The 19,730-nt window shown below is 34.9% G+C and carries 17 protein-coding genes and 3 pseudogenes; 5 read left to right on the top strand and 15 right to left on the bottom strand.

Annotation, left to right across the window (positions count from 1 at the left end; genetic code table 11):
• From FS486_RS14905 to FS486_RS14885, 5 genes and pseudogenes are all read right to left on the bottom strand, one after another.
• A pseudogene (locus FS486_RS14905) lies at positions 1-561 on the bottom strand (N-acetyltransferase family protein).
• Positions 562-847: 286 nt separating this feature from the next.
• A complete protein-coding gene (locus FS486_RS14900) occupies positions 848-1,978 on the bottom strand; it encodes a serine hydrolase domain-containing protein (protein ID WP_186321471.1) in 1,131 nt (376 codons plus the stop codon).
• 143 nt (positions 1,979-2,121) lie between these two features.
• Positions 2,122-2,541 carry a hypothetical protein gene (locus FS486_RS14895; protein ID WP_144512384.1) on the bottom strand — a complete coding sequence of 140 codons (420 nt, stop codon included), beginning with the start codon at positions 2,539-2,541 and terminating at the stop codon, positions 2,122-2,124.
• Between the two features lie 141 nt (positions 2,542-2,682).
• Positions 2,683-3,375: an aspartate/glutamate racemase family protein gene (locus tag FS486_RS14890; protein ID WP_144512382.1), complete on the bottom strand. Its 693-nt coding sequence runs from the start codon at positions 3,373-3,375 to the stop codon at positions 2,683-2,685.
• 158 nt (positions 3,376-3,533) lie between these two features.
• The gene (locus tag FS486_RS14885; protein WP_144512380.1) at positions 3,534-4,415 is read right to left on the bottom strand and encodes a DMT family transporter; all 882 of its coding nucleotides are present in this window, start codon (positions 4,413-4,415) and stop codon (positions 3,534-3,536) included.
• Between the two features lie 105 nt (positions 4,416-4,520).
• Here FS486_RS14885 and FS486_RS14880 point away from each other — a divergent pair.
• The 4 genes and pseudogenes from FS486_RS14880 to FS486_RS14870 all read left to right on the top strand — a co-directional run bounded on the left by FS486_RS14880 (position 4,521) and on the right by FS486_RS14870 (position 7,633).
• Positions 4,521-5,142, top strand: a pseudogene (locus FS486_RS14880) (helix-turn-helix domain-containing protein).
• Positions 5,143-5,237: 95 nt separating this feature from the next.
• A complete protein-coding gene (locus tag FS486_RS14875) occupies positions 5,238-6,665 on the top strand; it encodes a serine hydrolase domain-containing protein (RefSeq protein ID WP_144512376.1) in 1,428 nt (475 codons plus the stop codon).
• Positions 6,666-6,759: 94 nt separating this feature from the next.
• Positions 6,760-6,936 (top strand): annotated as a pseudogene (locus tag FS486_RS20600) (phosphoribulokinase); the annotation flags it as partial.
• A gap of 181 nt (positions 6,937-7,117) precedes the next feature.
• A complete protein-coding gene (locus tag FS486_RS14870; protein WP_144512374.1) occupies positions 7,118-7,633 on the top strand; it encodes a C39 family peptidase in 516 nt (171 codons plus the stop codon).
• Here the strand turns inward: FS486_RS14870 and FS486_RS14865 are convergent.
• Positions 7,630-8,505, bottom strand: coding sequence for a 5'-3' exonuclease (locus FS486_RS14865; RefSeq protein WP_144512372.1), 876 nt, complete (start codon positions 8,503-8,505; stop codon positions 7,630-7,632). The genes FS486_RS14870 and FS486_RS14865 overlap by 4 nt on opposite strands.
• 103 nt (positions 8,506-8,608) lie before the next feature.
• On the opposite strand from FS486_RS14865, the gene FS486_RS14860 reads away from it, so the two are divergent.
• Positions 8,609-9,823: an NAD(P)/FAD-dependent oxidoreductase gene (locus tag FS486_RS14860; RefSeq protein ID WP_144512370.1), complete on the top strand. Its 1,215-nt coding sequence runs from the start codon at positions 8,609-8,611 to the stop codon at positions 9,821-9,823.
• A 778-nt stretch (positions 9,824-10,601) separates the two neighbouring features.
• Here the strand turns inward: FS486_RS14860 and FS486_RS14855 are convergent.
• From FS486_RS14855 to FS486_RS14815, 9 genes are all read right to left on the bottom strand, one after another.
• Entirely contained in the window at positions 10,602-11,510 is a 909-nt protein-coding gene (locus tag FS486_RS14855) for a polysaccharide deacetylase family protein (RefSeq protein ID WP_222122600.1), read from the bottom strand.
• A 58-nt stretch (positions 11,511-11,568) separates the two neighbouring features.
• The gene (locus FS486_RS14850; protein ID WP_144512367.1) at positions 11,569-12,249 is read right to left on the bottom strand and encodes a hypothetical protein; all 681 of its coding nucleotides are present in this window, start codon (positions 12,247-12,249) and stop codon (positions 11,569-11,571) included.
• Between the two features lie 93 nt (positions 12,250-12,342).
• The gene (locus FS486_RS14845; protein WP_144512365.1) at positions 12,343-12,993 is read right to left on the bottom strand and encodes a GNAT family N-acetyltransferase; all 651 of its coding nucleotides are present in this window, start codon (positions 12,991-12,993) and stop codon (positions 12,343-12,345) included.
• A gap of 15 nt (positions 12,994-13,008) precedes the next feature.
• The gene (locus FS486_RS14840; RefSeq protein ID WP_186321470.1) at positions 13,009-13,917 is read right to left on the bottom strand and encodes an NAD-dependent epimerase/dehydratase family protein; all 909 of its coding nucleotides are present in this window, start codon (positions 13,915-13,917) and stop codon (positions 13,009-13,011) included.
• Positions 13,914-15,014: a glycosyltransferase family 4 protein gene (locus tag FS486_RS14835; RefSeq protein WP_144512361.1), complete on the bottom strand. Its 1,101-nt coding sequence runs from the start codon at positions 15,012-15,014 to the stop codon at positions 13,914-13,916. The genes FS486_RS14840 and FS486_RS14835 overlap by 4 nt, the downstream gene beginning before the upstream one ends.
• Before the next feature lie 22 nt (positions 15,015-15,036).
• A complete protein-coding gene (locus FS486_RS14830) occupies positions 15,037-16,722 on the bottom strand; it encodes a GNAT family N-acetyltransferase (protein ID WP_186321469.1) in 1,686 nt (561 codons plus the stop codon).
• A gap of 32 nt (positions 16,723-16,754) precedes the next feature.
• Positions 16,755-17,774: a dTDP-glucose 4,6-dehydratase gene (gene rfbB, locus FS486_RS14825; protein WP_144512357.1), complete on the bottom strand. Its 1,020-nt coding sequence runs from the start codon at positions 17,772-17,774 to the stop codon at positions 16,755-16,757.
• Positions 17,775-17,795: 21 nt separating this feature from the next.
• Positions 17,796-18,662 (bottom strand): glucose-1-phosphate thymidylyltransferase RfbA, encoded by an 867-nt coding sequence (rfbA, locus tag FS486_RS14820; protein WP_144512500.1) that lies wholly within the window; start codon positions 18,660-18,662, stop codon positions 17,796-17,798.
• Positions 18,659-19,729 (bottom strand): DegT/DnrJ/EryC1/StrS family aminotransferase, encoded by a 1,071-nt coding sequence (locus tag FS486_RS14815; protein WP_260858126.1) that lies wholly within the window; start codon positions 19,727-19,729, stop codon positions 18,659-18,661. The genes rfbA and FS486_RS14815 overlap by 4 nt, the downstream gene beginning before the upstream one ends.
• Position 19,730: the final 1 nt, after the last annotated feature.

Below are 19,730 nucleotides of genomic sequence, written 5' to 3'. Positions count from 1 at the left end.
TCAAACAAATAAAGCCATTAATATTAAATCCTGATAACTGTTTTCTATCTTGACACCTTTTATTTTTCTTCCTTCTTCAACAAACCCCATTGTTTTATATAATTTAAGTGCACCAACATTATCTTCCATTACTTCAAGACAAACTTTTTCAATTTTGCCATTATTTTTTGCTCAGTTGATTAATGTTTCTAACAGTGCTCTTCCAATACCATAATTACGATACTCTGGGAGCACTGTCATTCCAAAAGTACCTTGATGGCTAATCTTCTCTTTGTCACCGTTTCTAAAATCGATGGCACCAACAAGTCTATCATCAACTTCAGCAATAAATTGAACATAATTTGGATTCTTCATAATCAAACTTAACACCTTCTCCATATCTTCAAGTGTCATCTTCTGAGCGTCCTCAACGGTACTTAGCATATATGGAGCATCTACCAATGCGTATGAAGCAGCAACTAACATTCTTTCTGCATCCAGTATCGTTGCTTCCCGAACAGTAACAGTTTTTCCGTTCTTTGTATAAAAAGAGTCAAAATTAGTTGATAAAATACTAAACACTTCCTCCCCATAAAAATTGAATATCTATCGTTTATTTTAGCATCAAACCCAAAAACCTTAATCAACTATCCTGCCGCGTTAGTTTAAGTGTAACATTTCCCAATTCATATCTTAAATCAACTTAATATTTGTCCATAAAAATAGACCATCGAAATGATGGCCATGTTTTGCTAAAGCACCTGTTAGTAGAATAAGAATCAGCTTTTCTTAGCTGTTTTAAGCGAAAGAAAACGGTCATAGATGATTTGTATTGAGTCGAGTATATTTTTTTAAAACGACTCTTATGTTAGGAATCAATGAATACGTCTTTAACCTTGTCACAAATATCATGATGAGCGGTACCGTCAAAGTTGAGTAAGACAACTACCCCCAAGTTAAGCTCAGGAACGAGTGTCATCAGAGACCTCACAGCCATTTGACCGCCTCCATGTTCCACCACTTTGAACCCTCTATACTCGTCAGTAAACCACGCAAGTCCGTAGCTTCTGACTTCACTACCGAACCGCCATTCCTCACTGACTGGATGAATAGGATTCTGCATTTCTTCGACTAAATCTGTACGTAAAATATGCGGATTTTTATTTAAGTGAAATGCTAAATATTTCCCTAAATCATTTGCCGATGAATACAAATAACCAATTGGAGCTGAAATAGAGTTTTTCGGAAATGGTGTTTCTATTTTATTTTCGCCCAAGTAATATCTAGCACTATTTAAATCCCCTTCAACTTTATCTGAATCGCTAGTTGTCCGCTCCATTTTTAAAGGAGTAAGGATATCATTTCTAAGATGGTTTTCCCAATTGGAACCAGTCACTTTTTCGAACAAATCTGCCAGTATTACATACGAATCTGTACAATAATTCCATCCCTCTCCCACTGGATACTCTAACTCAACTTTTTGGAACCACTTCGTTACATCTTCTCTGCTTTGAACATTACTAATCTCATCTTCTGTAAGGTTGTAATAGTCTAAAGCCTCTTGAAACTCAGTAGGTGTATCAGAAAAAATTTCTCTTACATTTGGGGCTATCATATTTGCAATTCCTAAACTAGAAGGAAATCCAGCCGTATGAGATAACAGATGCCGTATCGTGATCATATCACTTTGTTGTTTATTTTTGGTTCTGAAGTATGGTAAGTATTTAACAACAGTATCATCCAATGAAATCAGGTTCTTTTCAACAAGTTGCATGATCGAAAGCGCCATAAAATTCTTTGAAATACTTTGTATGCTCATTAATGTTTCTCCATCAATCGGTTGGTTTAAAGGCTGAATCTGTGAGTAACCAAAACCTTTCGAGTAAATAATGTCTGAGTCTTTTACAATTGAGACGCTCAACCCAACTCCCTGATGGTCATTCATAATTCCATTGATATAATCTGTTATCTGATTGAACTTTTCGGTTAAAGGCACCATGCTAACCTCCATTATTAATTTACTTATTTAAGCGTGGATATTCGACTCCCTACACATCGCATATGATACGACCTAGGCTCGGCCGCACAAGTACCTGTTATGTTGAAGAAGAAAAATACACACCCTCATGCCCAGAACATCCTCTAAGCCCCAACCCCTTCAAAATGGGTTTCCTTACCATTCTTAAATACTTTTAAGTAATCATAGTCCCCTTTAAGTTTTATTTTGTATAATTTATATGTGTCTGCTTCTCCCTCAGAAATAGAAATGTCGTTCAGGTAGATGTTAATCGAATTTTCGTCCGTTTTAATATCTATATCACCAAAACTTGTGCCATCATCCAAGAAATCTTGATTAAGATACAAATAGCGTTGGCCTTTAGAATTGTTGTATATATAAATACCAGTTCCTGTATCTTTTTCATCATTTTCTACACTTTCAATAAAATTTTTCACATTGTCATTTGCATTTTCTAAATTAATTTCAGAAATAGTTACTTTATCAGCCCCACATCCAGTTAGAATGCCGCAGACCATTAAAATTGGTAACAATATTCGCTTCAATATTCTTCAACTCCCCTGTTTGTTTTACCTCAACCTTTCACAAATTGACCGATTGATTTTCATCTATATACAAAGTTCAATAAGAAAAAAGGCTTTACTCCTTCTGGAAGTAAAGCACCCGCTTAGTTAAAGAAGATATTCTTATTTTTCGATTGCCTTATTAACTGATTCCAAAGCATGAATGACAGTTGTATCAAATATTGGAACTTCGGAATCCTCTTGTTTTATTAATAATCCAATTTCTGTACAACCTAATATAACCCCTTCGGCACCCTTATCAATTAAATTTTTGATAACGTTTTTAAAATATTCTTTTGACGCATGATTGATTTTCCCTAAACATAATTCTTCATAGATCACTTCATTTATAAGCTCTATATCCTCATTATCTGGAATTATTACCTTTATATCATGAGCTTCAATTCTTGATTTGTAAAAGTCTTGCACCATCGTATATTTAGTCCCAAGTAGTCCAACTGAAGTTACTTTTGATTTCTTTATTTCGTTTGCTGTTGCATCAGCAATATGTAGAATTGGAATATTTATTTTTTCTTCCATATAATTTATTACCTTATGCATTGTGTTTGTACAAATAACAATAAAATCTGCTCCTGCCTTTTCTAAAGAGAGTGCCACCTCACCCAAAGCGTGTCCAGCACTTTCCCAATCACCTTTCGCTTGATAACGTTCAATTTCGTCAAAGTCAACGCTATATAAAATGCATTTTGCTGAATGTAATCCGCCTAGTTTGTTCTTTATTTCTTCATTTATTAAACGGTAATATTCAGTTGATGATTCCCAACTCATCCCACCAATTAAGCCTATTGTTTTCAATGTATTAATTCCTCCTTATAAATTGTCTGTGTAGGACAGGATATTATAATATCCTCCATAAGCTCCTAAATTCTTTAATTCGACAAGTTAAGATCATTTTCCTTCCAGTGAAAGATTAAATGCATTAGAATCTCGTACCGCCAATTAATCTCTATTTTTTATTCTTTCTTTCTATTTTGTAGTAAAAATAATGCTAGACCGATTAAGATGAGTACGATGCCCATACCTTGTTGTAAAGAGATGACTTCATCCAAAATGAAATACGCGAGTATACATGTTCCAATTGTCTCTCCTAATATACTCATTGAAATAATGGTAGTACTCAGCCATTTCAACAACCAATTGAAAATTGTTTGCCCTAAAATTGTTGCAATAAACGCTAATCCAATAAAGGACCACCAGGTTTGTACAGAATAATGTAAGAACGGTGTTTTCTGACAGAAAGCAAAAACACCTAAAAGTAATGTACTGCTCCCGTAACTAATAACAGAATATGGGATAAGAGATAGCTTTTTACGAACATGTTGCCCAACGAAGAAGTAAGCTGTTATGATACCTGCCGCAATAAGTGCAAGTATATCGCCAAATAATGCTAGTCCACTAATTTGAAAATCTTGCCATCCAATGACAATACTTCCCGCAATCGCTACAAGAAAGCCCATTATAGCCCCTTTACTGAAACGCTCTTTGAATAAAAAATAACCGCCAATCATTGAAAATAGTGGTTGTAATGTGACGATAACCGTCGAGCTTGCAACAGATGTATAATTTAATGATTCAAACCACAATACATAATGTGCTGCTAGAAATACGCCTGATAATAATCCGAGTCCCCATTGTTTTTTTGATAACGAACGTAATTCTTGTCGATTCTTTTTATTAATTAATAGAAATGGCAAAAGTATGAGAGTTGCAAAAAGCATCCGATAAAATGCAGTAATTGTAGCAGGTGCATCTGCTAATTTCACAAAGATAGCTGAAGATGATAATGCAAAAACGCCAAAAAATAAGAGTGCATAAGAAATATGAGGGGATTTCAATTCTGGTCCTCCTAAACAATTATTTACAATAATAAAATAAGTTTATTATAATGTACAAATGTAAGTATAGAATATTTATGTAATTGAAAAAAGTATTTTTTCGCTATGTTTAGTATGTCAGCACAAAATGAGTTAAATATACATTATTGTAGAAAGGGGTTTTACTATGAACGATCATCGTCTCGGGCAAACTGTATTAAATTATCGTAAAAAGACTGGTATGACAATTCGTGAGTTCGCTGATTATGCTGGGATTAGTACTTCACTTATTAGCCAAATAGAAAGAGGACAAGCAAATCCATCGTTAAGTGTACTAAAGCTGATTGCACAGGCATTAAATGTACCGCTCTTTACCCTCTTCATTAATGAAATTGATACGGATTCGCTCATTTCGAGAAAACATGATCGAAAGAAAGTATATCGTGAGAATAGTGACCATATTGTCTTTGATGTGTTAACACCAGACTTCATGAAAGCACATATTGAACTCTTACTAATGGATTTAAATGCACACGCAAGCACGACGGAAAGTCACTATTCACATGATAACCAAGAAGAAATTGCTGTCGTCATGAAAGGGCAAGCGTATGTCGAACTGGAAGGCACCGAATACTTTTTAAATGAAGGAGATGTCGTACGCATTCCACCAAATGTCAAACATCGGTTTTTGAACAAAAGTGATGAAAAGAATCATATTTTATTCGTACTAACTCCATCATTAGTTTAAATAGCCCCTCCCCATGTCCTTGAACTTAGTTTTTAGTTGTAAAAGTAGGAAGGTAGATTATTTATACTCTTATAATTTTTCAAAAAGGAGAGTTTATGAAAAAGACTATTGTTTTTGTAATAGCGATATTTATATTATTCTCAGGATTCGCAGCACAAGGTTATGCAATGACAGATTCGAAATCTGCAGCAATACAAGCGTTACTAGATGACGCCTGTCGTATATCAGGTGTGCCCGGAATGTCAATCTCAATACTTGCTGATGATGAAGTGTTCTACTTTTCTTCTGGGTATGCAGACCGTGAAAAAGGGTTGTCTGCAAGTGAAAATACACTCTATGAGTTAGCCTCCGTCAGTAAAGCTTTTACTGGTATGGGAATTCTCCTATTAGAAGAGCAAGGGCTGCTATCAATGACTGACCCTATCCAAAAATATTTACCTTGGTTTACGTTAAAGTATCAAGGTAAACCTATTGATATGAATAGCCTTACACTAAATAACTTCCTTCACCATACCAGCGGCCTAACAAATTTTAGGCATACTCAAAATATTCCACAAGGCAATACGCCGGATATGTTGCAAAAGACCGTGGAAACGCTAGTAGATGCTGAATTGGCGTTCTCTCCCGGTGAACAATATAGCTATGGAACCGTTAATTATGACGTATTGGGTTTGGTTATTGAGATTGTATCGCGACAAAGCTATGAAGACTTTATGAGAGAACAGGTATTTCTGCCTTTAGGTCTTCACCAGACGTATGTTTATAAAGAAGATGCACAAGCATCTGGACAGTTGGCACAGGGCTACCGTTCTTCCTTTTTTATAACAACTCCATTAAACGCTCCGGATTATGGTGGGAATAAACCTGCAGGCTATATTATTTCTAATACAAAAGATATGGCGCGTTGGATGGGCATACAGATGAGTATCGTGCAGGATATACCCGATATATTTCACAGGGTGATTGAAAAATCACATAAGGGGGATATGTCTGTTTCGGCTGTTAATGATATGTATTATGCGGCAGGTTGGGCGGTAAATGCCGACCAAACGTTTATAGAACACACTGGGGGCAATCCGAATTTCAGAACCGAAGTAGCCTTACTGCCAAATGAACGAACAGCCATCTGCTTACTGAGCAACGGAGCAAATACCAATATAGACCTGGTACTAAAAGTTAAAAATATATTAGACGGCAATCTAACTCAGTCATATGAAATAAGCGACACTCAGCTTTTGGACATCATTTTGTCGTCCACCACAATTATTCTTTGCCTATTGGCCGTTCTGTTATTTCTCTTAGGATTAAGAAAAAGGAAAACGAATGAGCAGCAATCAATGACAAAAAAGAGAACAATCGTAACAATTATTTTCTTAATCGCTACGATTGCCCAGTGTATAATGTTTTTTGCCTTCGATTGGTCAACGATACTTATTTGGCAAACATATAGTGTTCTTACTGCTTTGATTTCGTCGACATTATTAACAGCAAGCATTACTTGGTTTGTATATACGCACCGATAAGATGCCTCGCTCCGAAATATAGATATAAAGGAACATTACATCGTTTTAAAATGACAGCATACCTTCCTTAGAAAGAGATGTGCACATGTTAAAAGAAGAGATAAGTGTTGCCTTTCCTAATCCTGAACTATTTGATCTTCTAATTTATTTCTATACTGATGGTGAGACGGAACTTGAAAGATGATTCGGATGAGATATAGAGGAGAGAGGAACGGATATCGATTATTTAAAGCAATCTCACAAAGTAAGACAGATGAGACTTCTCATCTACGCGCAAGCGACGGTGAAGATTCATCGCTCACCTCATGGAACGCGTCTGCCCTGGTCTAAACTTTCTCATTTTCATTTTTAATAAAAGATATTTAGATTTATACTTAATAAAATGGCAACTAATAGAAAAAGAGTTCTTCCTAACAAAATAGGAAAAACTCTTTGACAATCGGAGGTTACTTATGAAAACACAGCTACCCGTCCAAGGCATCTCTCAATATGATTCAAGCATACATCCAGCTTATCAAGCTTCTGCTTGTGGACCAGTCACTGCCTACGTTATATTAAACTACTTATTGCCAGCTGCTTCTTTTCAACCAAATGACCTTTATAACAAATTGGGGGGAACCCGCATCGGATTGTTTACCCACCGATTTGTTCGCAATATGCGCAAAATCCTTGGACCTCCATGGCAAATTACTAAATGTTCTCTTCATACAGCTCTACATGAATTGAATAATGGTCGACCTGTTGCTCTTAAGTTTGATAAATATTTTTCATTCCAGTGGAATAAAAATTCGACATTCGCTTATCACTGGGTACCTTTAATCGGGTATGAAATTGTAAACGATGAGCTTTTTTTAATCATTCATGATAATGGTGGCAGGAATCGAGAAAGTAAAATCCGAAAAGTCCATTACGGTAACAATGCATCGGTTTTAACTTTCATACAACTTACGCCAACAGCTGCTCCTTAGTTTTGGAGCTGTCTTGCCAAAATCGTATAGCCATGCTCATATAAATAATCGAACTTAGTAGCTTCGATATTTTGTACAAGTAAGTGATCTAGCTCCGCATCGATCGGTACATCGCGTCTTATCGTTGCAAGCTCTTTCGATAATTTGAGCATGTCTAAATCTGTTTCGATTTTAGTTCGATGTCCTGTTTTTAAAAGATGAAGTGATTCAATAACTTTTTCTACCGTTCCATAAGTTTGTACTAGTTGCAAAGCAGTTTTCGGTCCAATACCTTTTACTCCTGCGTATCCATCACTCGTGTCTCCCATAAATGCCTTTACATCGGGAAATAGCAATGGAGAAATTCCATACTCCTCTACGAAACGACTTTCATTGTATACATCGTAAATCGTAAAACCTTTTTTCGTAAAGGCGATATCCGTGGAAGGATGCAATAATTGCAATAAATCTTTATCCCCGCTCACTATAGTAAATTTCGCATCATCTTTCCACTTATGGGTAATGGAAGCTATCGTATCATCTGCTTCCATCCCTATAATTCCAAAGTTCTGCCAACCTAAATGCTCCGACAGATCTTGCGCCATATCAAATTGAGGAATCAGTTCTTCTGCCGGCTTAGGACGGTTTGCTTTGTAGCCATCATAGATTTCATTTCTAAATGTATGCATCCCTTTATCCCAGCAAATCGCCATATGTGTCGGCTGCATTAATTGTTGTGCTGCCAACACGTGACGGGCAAATCCTTGAACTGCATTCGTTGGAATCCCTTTATCATTTTTAAAATAGTTTCCGGACATCGCTGTTGCAAAAAATGAACGAAACAATAGAGCCATTCCATCTATTACTAATACATGTGGTTTATCTTGAGTCATTTCTAACACCCTTTTTCGTTGATTTCTTTAGTATAACATGAAGAGGCTTAAATCTTAGAAAAAAGGGTATATTGCTAGATATATATAATGGGAGGAATAACAAATGAACATACATAATGGCACACTGTATTGGCCTATTACAGCTGTTCCTTTTAAACCAAAGCATCCTTTTGAAAAGCATGATTTATATGACGTAGTAATCGTTGGTGCAGGCATGTCTGGTGCTCTAACTGCTCTAGCTTTAGTAGAAGCAGGATTATCTGTTGCATTGCTAGATAAACGGGATATGGGCTCTGGCAGTACAAGTGCCAATACAGGACTACTACAGTATTCAAATGATATTATGTTGCACGAATTAATAGAGCAAATCGGTGAACAAGATGCTGTCCGTTTTTACAAGCTTTGTTACGAAGCAGTGGATCATATCGAAAACATCGTAACCCGATTGAATATTGATGCCGATTTTATTCGACGTCCTAGTATTTGTTTCGCTAGCGTGGAAGAGGATGTGGAGAAGATTAAAAAAGAATATGCTACTTTAAAAAAATTCGAATTTCCATGTGATTATTTAGATCCGGATGAATTGGCTAATAAATTTCCTTTTTCGAAGCCAGGGGCACTCATGACATATGGAGATGCAGAAATCAATCCATTGAAATTTGTCCATGGCTTGCTGCAAAGAATAGAGGAAAAAGGTGCGCATTTATATCCTTATATTAATGTGGAAGATGTAGTTACAGACGACGAAACAGTACATATTCGAACTTCCGAACAACCATTCTTTGCAAAAAATATTATTTTTACAACAGGTTATGAAACTATCCCAGTGGGGCATAGAGTTGGCGCGGATATTAATCGCTCCTATGTGTTTGTCAGCAATCCGATTACTAATTTCTCCGACTGGTATGAACAAGCAATGATATGGGAAACAAAACGCCCTTATTTATATATTCGTACTACTGTAGATAATCGAATGATTGTTGGTGGCCTGGATGAAGATAAACCAGAAGCACCCTACTCTCAGGAAATTATTCAACATAGAGCTGAAAATCTATTACAACAGGTCCAAAAGTTATTCCCACATTACAAAATTGGAATTGACTATGCTTATGCAGCAACATTCGGAGAATCCGTTGATAATCTACCGTTCATAGGGGAGCACCCAACTAAAGCAAATCATTACTACTTGTTAGGCTATGGAGGAAACGGAACAGTATATAGTATGTTAGGATCCCACATTCTAAGGGATCTACTAGTGGGCAAAAGAAATGAAGACGCAGAGATTGTCCAATTAAAACGTAAATGTGGAGTGAGATAAATAAATCCCAAAATAAAACAGGTGAGGAAAAACGAATCGTTTTTCTTCACCTGTTTTGAAATTTTCACCTATGTTTTTTGAAAGTAGCTAACGGGCTAATGCTCCAATCCCAAACTCTGTATGAACTTTATCTAGGACCCACAGTAAAAATTTACGGAACGATCGATTGCCTTTGATGTGTACAATGCACAAGTAAATGTTTCACATTTAAGGACTGCTTTGGCGCATTCGTACGCCTTTAAATACTCAATTAAAATCGATAGGACCGGTACTTTGGAAAAAGATCATAGTCAGTAAAAATAAAAAAGATGAGCATTAGTAACAGAATTATTAAAGTGATAATTATTTCTTTCGTGTAATTCGTTTTATCCACTCTGTTCTTTTTATGTACCTGTTGCCTATACTTTATTTGTATCCTTCTCTTTTTATCGTCCAGATTCATAAAAGAACCCCTTTTTTGTTTAATTATTATATATATTTCTATTATAAAAAGATTTTTTAAACTATTTTTAAATATTTAGAAAAGTATTATATTTCACATTATTGTAATATAGATAAACTTACTACTGCAAAAAATAATTAAAAGGGGCTATTTGTTTTGAAATCCTTCGTCTATAATCGTAAATCAATGGAATGAAGGAAAGATCACTTATATTTTTGATATTAATATAAACTAGCAGTTGAGTATTTGCTGTAATTAAAAAACTCCCAGTTAGAAACTATGAATTTAAATTTTAAGAGGCTGATACCTAGTTTGGGTCAGCCTCTTCTTATATACTCATGAAATAATTTTCACTATATTTGCTACATCTCGCATATGCATGCTTTGAAAATTATATTTGTCTTTTAGATATTCTACATGCTTTAATATTTCCTCTAGAAACCACAAGTTTTCTTCTGTATTTTTTCCAAAGTTATGAGGGTGCCACCATAAGTGATAGAGCTTATTATTTTTTGCTGCTTTTGTTAGCCCGTTTTTAATTCGTCGTAATCGTAAATGCTCTAAAGCTGCTAATTGTTTATTGTATGGTCTTAAAAACCGACTCGATTTTATATGAATGATTGGTTCTTTTTGTATGTTTTTTAAAGAGAATGTATGGTGTCCAGTTAAATTCACATACGCATCTACTAATCTTAGTATGCGTTTGATCGGTGGATTTGTTTTACTTGTATATGCTTCATAAATCCAGCTGTCCTCATTTCCACGAAAAGCAGTAATCCCGTACTTTTTACAAATAGTCATATAATCATTATTCACTTGGTTTCTTGGAAAAACTAATGAGGTAATCGACTCATTTAGTTCAACAACCGCTTGCAAGTCTTTCTCAAAATGCTCCGGTTGCTGTCCCTCTTCCAAACAATAATAATGGGAGAATGTATGTGTCCCAATTTCTTGGTTCGGCACCGCTTTGATCGTATCAATAAGGGAATGCGCGAAATGGTAAGGGTCTTCGATTTCATCCTCACCTACTTGCCACAAGTTAGATTTGGGAGAAAACGCTTTATTGGCATAGGGTAGATCTAGACCTTCTAGTTTTGTTAATAATTCTTTCTTGCTTTTACAATAAAGCATCCCCACAATTGCCCAAGTAGCATGGATATCATATTTCAGAAATAACTGCAAAATTCTTGGAATTGCAAGTCGAGCCCCCAATATGTTTTCTCCATAATTCTCAAGTGTAAACACATCATGTACTCCCCAATTTAGCTCCATATCTAAAGAAATAATGAGAGCTCCCAGGACTTCATCCTTTCTTCATTTTGATTGATCGCAGCCAAAGGACTAGCCGACCCGTGAATGAATATGCCTCATAACCGGAATACACTTCCGTTATCTCCCCACCAAATTCTAATTTGAATTTGCGTATATTTTCATTCGTTGTAAGGCCACCCATATCGTAGATCGTATGCTGATGTTCTTTAAAATATAAAATATTTCGCCAAAGCAAATAACGACTAGCTTCACTTAACAGTCTTTTTTCTTCATTTCTTTCCTTTAAACGAAAAAGCGAAGCTGAATATAACGAAAAAACAGTGTCCCCATCTGAAATATACACTCGATAACATAGAACTTCGTTTGCTTTATTGGCAAGCTTTGTAATCACAAGTGCATTTTTATCTTTAAGCATACTCATCGTATTTACATGAAAGGAATTACAAGGATACGTGTTTGCAGATTTAGCAAAATAATTATAAAACTGTTGAAACGCACGTATGTCTGTCATATCTGGCCTATCGATTACTTCAATATAAAATTGGTGCCCGGCCGCTTTATTGATTTGTTTTCTATTTGTTCGATGCAGTTTTTGGAATAATTCCTCTTCACTCTTTGTTAAATCAATATACAATGTTTCCCCTTTATGCAATGTTTTTTGGGGGATCAATGAGTGTGAGAAACCTAGAATATCAGTTGACCGTTTATCCATATTCATTTCTCTCAAAAAGTAGTATGTTTTCATTTTAATATTTAGAAACTTTCTCTCTAACAGAATTATAAAGGCACCTTCTCCACTAAATTACTATCTGTTTTTCACAAACATATTGGGTTTTCTAATCTTCTTTGGAATATACTTTTCATTTGCCCATAACAAGTTTCTACATAGGAGAGAACGAACCGTATTTGCGGAAAAGATCAACGACTTTCTATCGATATGCTTATCATCAACGACTGGAAGTCTTTCCAGATTGGTCAACTCATCATATATATCCTTCTTCATTGGATTGTTAATATCTTTTAATTTTAAGTTTCTTGCAACTAAATACTCAGAAAGCTTTAAAAATGTTTCTCCTCTTACTGATAATTCATTTAACTGAAAAACAATATGCTTATGCTCATTCATCAAAGTATCAAACAAAAACATAATCGTTCGCCTAGTATCATTTTTTTTAACGATCTTATCCATTACTTGATTTTCATTAAGTGTTAAGAAGTAATATACAGGAACCCCTTGTATTTTTTTCACCTCAAACGGGAAAAAAGCAATCACTTTATTATTTTCTTTAATTGCATGTATTTCTATCTGTTTCTTTATTTCCAATGTGACCCACCAATTATAGACATAGTTATATTCCATAAATGGATTATTATTTTCATTTACTTTTAAAATGGAAGACCATTCTTTTTCATAAAAACTCAAATGCTTATACGAGTTAATCAGAATATGTTCCACTCAATCCCCTTTCGACTAGACATGTTTTAATTCGGTATAGCGTGATATTGTTTCTTGGATTCCTTCCATAAAACTATATGTCGGTTCCCAGCCAAGTTCAGAAATAGCCTTCTCATTAGAGAGAATACTTCTTTCAATTTCTCCTTCTCGCAATGTTTCATAACTTGGTTCCGCTGTTACTCCTGTACATTGCTTTAATTGTTCGTACACTTGTTGAATAGATATTTCAGTCGATGAGCTAATATTGTATATCCCTGTTTGATCTACTAGTAATGATTGGATACAAGCAGCAGCGACATCTTTAACATAGATAAAGTCTCTCGTTTGATTGCCATCGAAAATGACAGGAGTTTTTCCATTTATCATGCAATGAAGGAGTTTTGTAATTACGCCACCTTCTTGCAATGGACCAAATACGTTTGAAAATCGCAATATACAACTTTTTAAACCAAATAGTTTTTCATATAATTGGACATATTTTTCTGCTGATAGCTTGGATAAAGCATAAAAGGACAAAGGAGCAAGTTTCACGTCTTCCTTAATAGGTAAAGTAGTAGGATTGCCATATACTGCAGCGGTCGAAGCGAATATACATTTTTTTACATTATAGTGGTTAGAAAAGCGAAGAATATTAAGTGTACCAACTAAGTTTGATTGACAGTCTTCCATTGGTTTTACCATCGATTCAAATACAGAGGATTGTGCGGCTAAGTGTATTACATAATCTGGCTGTTCGTACTCGAATATGTGCTCTAACTCATTATTCGTTATATCTATTTCATAGAATCGAGCTTGTTCTGATAGGTTACGTTGTTTCCCCGTTGATAGGTTATCTACTGCAATGACCGTAAATTTTTGTTCTAATAATGTCTGTACTACGTAAGATCCGATAAATCCTGCTGCTCCTGTTACTAATACCTTCAATTTTTTTCCTCCAATTCAGTTAAGTGATAGTACGTTGAAAGTGTTTTTTTATACATATTGTCAAACGTAAAACTTGCCTCATATATCTCGCGACTTTTCTCTCCCATTTTTTCTCGAAGTAATGCATCTTCTATTAATATAGAAAGTTGTTCAGATAAGTTTTCATGTATTAAAAAGCCATTTTTCCAATCTCTAACAGCCTCTTTTACGCCACCGACATTGGACGCAATAATGGGAAGACCGTGGGCCATTGCTTCCAAAATACTTAAGGGTAGTCCCTCCCAAGAAGAAGTTAGAACGAAAATGTCCGCTTCGTTTAATAGCTCCGAAATATTGGAATGATTCCCTAAGAACGTTACTTTATGACTTAGATTTTTTTCTTGTACAAATTGGGCGGATCTCTGTTTTAAGCTTCCATCCCCCGCAAAAATCATATGCCAATTTAAGTCCTTTACATGTAAAAGTGCTTCTAACAGCTCTAGTTGTTTTTTGGGCTTGTCAAAACGAGCGACCATTAATATTTTCACAGTTTCTTTCATACCTCTTTGGAACTGTGTACTCTTTGTATCTATTACACCATTATGGATCGTCTTAATTTTTGCAAAAGGAAGTACTTCATGCTTTAACGCTAAGTTTCGATCGTGATCACAGACGGTTATGACAGTCGAACTAATTTTTCCTGTCCATTTTTCTATCTTCCTATAAAATTGCTGCTGTTTCTTTTCTACTCCTTCAGTAAATGACCAACCATGTGCTGTAAATACAAAAGGAATACGCAGAGACCAACAAGCTATCCTGCCAAGAACTCCAGCTTTTGACGAATGTATCGCAACTATATCGGGACGTAATTTTTTTATTTTCTGCCTTAAATCTAATAAGGCTATAAAGTCTTTGATTGGATGAATATTTCGAACGAGAAATTTACTTTGCACAAAAGGAACAGTAGGAATAACTAAATCCTCCGGAACTATTTCAGAACCACCAGATAAAATAGTTACCGTATGACCGTCCTTATCAAGTTGTTTTGCTAAATCGCGTACATGTACTTGTGCTCCCCCTAGTTCATTCATATGTGTAATTAGTTGAACAATTCTCATCCATAATCCCTCTTTTTCCTTTCTATAGCGCAGTACTATCTACTGCATTCTCAATGGCTATTTTTGAATATCCGAAAAATGTCTTTCTTTCTATATGTTGATAAACAGTAAATCCTATTTTTTCTAATTCAACTCTTTCTTTTCTTGAGTTGGACCTTACATATACTACTATTTTATTTGCTTTACTTTGCTTCTTTACAAAAGAACATATTTCAACTAGATTATCTAATTTCCAATTTTCTATAACGACAGTGCTTTTTCTAAAATCCTTCAAATAGTCTAACTCATCAATTCGAATGACCTTTTCGTTTATCCAGAATATATCTTCAACTTTTAGGTTATCATTTTGATAATATCCTCTATGAGATCTATACTTCTTCGTGCAAATTTCCTTCATATGAAATTTTGCAATCTTAGGATTTTGTAGTGCATCTTTTAATTTCAATTCATTAAAAGTATGTTCTTGAACTTCAGGAGTGCCCTTCCTAGCTATCTCATAAATCGTATAGTGCTTCCATTCAAATAAAAACTTTCCTATCCGTTTCATCATGCTTTGAATTTCCATCCATGCTTCTTTTGAGTTTTCCTTTTTAAAAATATTCTTCAAAACAAATATGATTTTTCCAATTTTGTTTCGTTTGATCAGTACAATACTTTGCTTAAGCTTAATTCGCGAAATAATTCTTTCTTTCATCGATAAAAAACGTCGTATTGTCTTTACTATTAATGAATTAGTTGAAAATATCATCTTAAGTGTATAGTCTACATCTGTATTCCAATCAAACTTATAGGATTCATAGCCTATGCTCAAATCAAAAATTCCAATATTCCGTTCACTACATTGTTGAATCTTCTCTTTTTCTAATATTCTTCCAGGACTAAATGATTCAAAATCATTATCATACGCCAGTATATACCCCAAGTACTTTCCACGACATGTAAAGCCATAGTTAAAAGCAATCATATTCCCATCAATATAAAGCCCGTCTATTTCTGTTATAACAGAACCATTTTGTAGTTTAGATAGGGCACGGAAAAAGTCCTTCTCTTTCGTAAAACTACTTGTATCGTGTTTCTTTTTCCATCTTTTTTCGTATATCTTAAAAACTTCATCCATTATCTCAGATCCCGCAGGTAATACTTCTATGGTTCCGCTTTGATGTAGTCTTTTTTCTCTCTTATCAAGACGATGTAGTTTTTGCCTTTTCCTAATATATTCGTCCATTTGTATTTTTTCTAAATTTATCCATGGGGTAATGACACGGTGAACGGAATAAGAAAATTTCTTTTTTCGCAAGAATACTTCTAACTTACCCGGTGATGCAGTGCTTTTTAATAAACCATGAAGGTTAAAAATAACATGCTTACGTTTGGAGATAATTTGCTCTATAACAAACTCTATTACAAATTCCAAGGAATGATCATAACCAATTACATTCATGTAATTTGCTTGACCAAAACCAATAAAGGAATAGGTGAATATCATACTAGTTTTCGAATAAATAAAAGGAAAGAATGCAATGATGTGTTGATTTTCACGAACTGCTAAAATTTCCACATTTTTATCTTCCCCCAAATGCTTCCACCAGTTATACACCCACCCAAATTCTATAAAAGGATTTGTATTTTGGGTCTCTTCTAAAATAAAGTTCCACTCTTTCTCATAATCACTTAGCTGTTCCATAGAAGTTATAACTAATAATTCCATACCGCTCCCCTTTTTTTGAAGTGCACCCACCCTTAAACTATCCCTACAGAGTTTATAGAATCCATCCACTGTTTGTTCCTTATAAACCATTGTATTGTTTGTTTAAGTCCTTCATCTAAAGCGAATGCCGGTGACCAGCCGAGTTCGGACGTTATTTTGAAGTTATCAATCGCATACCTTCTGTCATGTCCTAAACGATCAGGCACGAAACTGATTAAATCCTCACTCTTTTGTAAGGATTTTAATATAAACTTCACTATTTCCAAATTTTCCTTCTCATTATTTCCACCTATATTATATGTCTCTCCATTTCTTCCTTTATGAAGAACGATATCTATAGCTGAACAATGATCTTCCACATGCAGCCAATCCCTCACTTGTTTTCCATCTCCATATAAAGGTAGGGGCTGTTCATAAATTGCGCGTTGTATCATAAGAGGTATTAACTTTTCAGGATGTTGATAAGGTCCATAATTATTAGAGCATCTTGTAATAACTACTGGTAACTGAAATGTCTCGTAATAAGCCTTTGCAATCATATCTGAAGCCGCTTTGGAAGCTGAGTACGGACTATTAGGTGCAAGATTTGTTTTTTCGGTAAAATACCCTGTTTTTCCTAGTTCCCCATACACCTCATCCGTAGAAATGTGTATAAACTTAACTCCTTGTTTATATTCTGTTGAAAATTTATTTCGATTATCTGTCTTCCAATATTCTTTTGCAGTGTCCAGGAGAGCTTGCGTCCCCAAAACATTTGTCTTTATAAAAATTTCAGGATCCTCAATACTTCTATCGACGTGAGATTCAGCTGCAAAATGTATAACCGTATGAATATCATATTTTTGAAATATATCCTCTAGAAGATTTCTATCTTGAATATCCCCTTGAATAAAATGATATCTCTTTAAATGTTGAATACTTTTAAGGTTTAGTAAATTACCAGCATACGTTAATAAATCCAAGTTTATAATCGTGTAATCATATCTAGAAAGCATAAACTTGATGAAATTTGATCCAATGAACCCCGCCCCACCTGTTACTAAAATATTCATACTTAACCCCTTTACATTCTTTTAAGAATTAGTGATATCAACTAAATATTTTCCATAATTAGTTTTCAATAATGGTTCGGCAAGATTTAGTAACTGTTCTTTTGATATATATTTTCTGCGAAATGCAATTTCTTCAATGCAAGCGACATATAAACCTTGTCTGTTTTGTATTGCTTCTACGAAATTGGAAGCTTCTAATAATGATTCATGAGTACCAGTATCTAACCACGCTAGTCCTCTTCCCATAATTTTCACTTTTAAGACTCCTTTACGAAGATACTCCTCAATAATAGAAGTGATTTCTATTTCTCCTCGTGCAGAAGGCTTTACCTTCCTTGCAATCTTTATTACATCATTGTCGAAGAAATACAATCCCGGTACCGCATAAAAAGACCTTGGTTTTTCAGGTTTTTCTTCTATAGATAAAGCATTTTCTTGTTCATCAACTTCTACCACTCCATATGCTCTAGGATCCTTGACATAACAACCAAAGATAAGTGCACCTTCAGATAAATTCGCTGCTTCTTGTACTTTGTTACCAAAATCAGAACCATAAAATATGTTGTCGCCAAGCACTAGAGCAACCGATGATTGTCCTATGAATGTTTCGCCTATTATAAACGCTTCAGCAAGCCCATTTGGATATTCTTGCACCGCATATTCTAATTTCATTCCTATTTTAGTACCATCACCTAATAATTCTTTGAAGCCCTCTATATCCCTTGGAGTAGAAATTATTAATATATCCCTTATTCCAGCAAGCATTAACACTGATAATGGATAATAGATCATCGGCTTGTCATAAACAGGGAGCATTTGTTTAGATACTGCTTTAGTTAAAGGGTATAAACGAGTACCAGAACCTCCAGCTAGTATGATTCCTTTCATCGGCATGAGCGTATTACCTGACAAATATCTTCCACTGTTTCAAGCTTTAACCCTCCGTAATAGGGCAATGCCAGCACTTGTGTTACTGCTTGATGTGCATAGGGAAGATTTTCTTTTCTTGCAGAATCCAAATGTTCGTACCAACTAAAATCGCTACATAGCGGATAGAAATATTTACGTGTATGCACGTTATAATCTTTTAATGTATCATGTAACCAATCTCTTGATTTTCCATAGATTGCTTCATCTATTTGAATGACAAAATATTGATAACTACTGCTTTCTCCTTCTAAATTGGTCACTATCTTTATCCCGGCAATATCTGCTAACCCTTGTTCATAGCATCTTTTAATTTCATGTCTTTTAAGTCGTTCCCATTCAACTAATTTCAATACTTCCAGCCCTATAGCAGACTGAACCTCGTTCAATTTCGCATTCAAACCGGACAATACCACTTCATCGGGATTTGCTATTCCAAAGTTTTTATACTGATTTAATATCTCTATTAAACTAGTATCCCTGAAAGTCAATGCCCCACCTTCTATTGTATTAAATAGCTTTGTAGCGTGGAGACTAAACATTGTCATATCACCATATGTGCCAATAGATCGTTCGTCTAACTTTGTTCCGAAAACATGTGCACCATCGTAAATGACTTTTAATTTATATTTGTTAGCGATTGTTTGAATTTGCTGAACACTACATGGGTTTCCAAATGTATGAACACCTAGAATGGCAGTAGTTTTTTCATTTACAAGTGATTCAATTTTTGTAGCGTCTAAGGTAAGCGTATTAGGTTCAATATCACAAAATACAGGGGTTAAGTTATTCCAGTCAAGTGCTTGAACAGTTGCTGGAAAAGTAAAAGGGGTTGTAATCACCTCTCCAGTTAGATCCATTGCTTTTAAACCTAAAAGCAATGCTGACGTACCATTATTAAAGAGAGTTAAATTTTCTACATTTAAATACTTTTTTAATCCATCTTCTAGTTTGGCTTGCTGTGGACCATTATTTGTTAACCATTTACTTTCCCAAATCTCTTCTAGCCTTTTATAAACATCATCCAGT

The organism is Bacillus sp. FJAT-22090 (assembly GCF_007676755.1).
Lineage (GTDB): Bacteria > Bacillota > Bacilli > Bacillales_A > Planococcaceae > Psychrobacillus.
The sequence above is the reverse complement of the archived record's forward strand: the minus strand, read 5'-3'. Positions and strand labels throughout refer to the sequence as shown.